General features: G+C 58.6%; 1 protein-coding gene. It reads left to right on the top strand.

Annotated elements, in window-relative coordinates; genetic code table 11:
* The coding region (locus tag ACWIB3_RS18565) for a phage portal protein (RefSeq protein WP_454292366.1) at positions 1-1,034 on the top strand (1,034 nt) is incomplete at its 5' end.
* Positions 1,035-1,056: the final 22 nt, after the last annotated feature.

Below are 1,056 nucleotides of genomic sequence, written 5' to 3'. Positions count from 1 at the left end.
GGGGCAGTATCATGCAGGGTGTTCAGTTCGATAAGAACGGAAGGGTTGAGGGCTATTGGGTTCGGCCCTTTGTGCTTGGCAACTTCAGCGCCGCGCCCCAAGCGGTATTCGTCCCGGCTCGCACGCCGTGGGGTCGCACACGCGTCGCACATGTCTTCGATTTGATTGTAGCGGGTCAAATTCGCGGCATCTCGCCGCTGGCACCCGCCCTTACACCTGCCCATGCCAAGTCGACACGGCGAGAGTTTGAGTTGGTGCAAGCTCTAGTGCAATCCATGGTCGCGATGACAATCGAATCCGATCTTGATCGTGCTACAGCACTCAGGTCGCTCGCGACCAACGATCCGTTTGACGGACCCGCGCCCGTTGGCATTTCGCCGGCCGAATGGGCCGCCGAGCGTGCAGCGTACTATGAGACAGTGAAGATCAACTTGCAGCCGGGCACCGTGACTCACATGATGAAGGGCGACAAGCTGGTGATGCATCGTTCACAAGCACCGAACTCGACATACGACGCGTTCGATAAGTCGCTTTCACGTGAAGCCGCGAAGGCTGCTGGATCGAGCTATGAGGATGTCAGTGGCGATTATTCGAGCACGAATTTTAGCGCCGCGCGCATGGGGTCAGAACTGCCCTGGCGCATTAATCTCCGCAGACGTGCCTCAACCGTTGAACCTTTGTATCGCGCGGCATTCGTCGCGTGGTTGGAAGAGGCTTGCGAGACGGGTCGCATTAAGCTGCCAAAAAGCGCTCCCGCATTCTGGGAGGCTCCCGACGCCTACAGCAACGCTGTTTGGCGTGGGTCGTCCAAGCCGGTCGCGGACCCGCTAAAGGCTGCGCAGGCTGACATTCTTGAAGTTGAGAATGGTCTCTCGACGCTTGAGGCAAAGCTAGGCGAGCGCGGTTTGGACTTCGAGGAAGTTCTGGCGCAGCGCAAAAGCGAGCGCGAGCAAATTGAAGCGGCGGGCTTGCGATATCCTGTGCCGAAGAACCGAGACGACTGGAAACCCGAAGACGATCCGGCCCTGCAATGACGCATCTAGCACATATCGCGAC

It is taken from the genome of Sphingobacterium sp. NPDC055431 (assembly GCF_053644255.1).
This window is presented reverse-complemented; position numbering and strand designations above follow the sequence as displayed.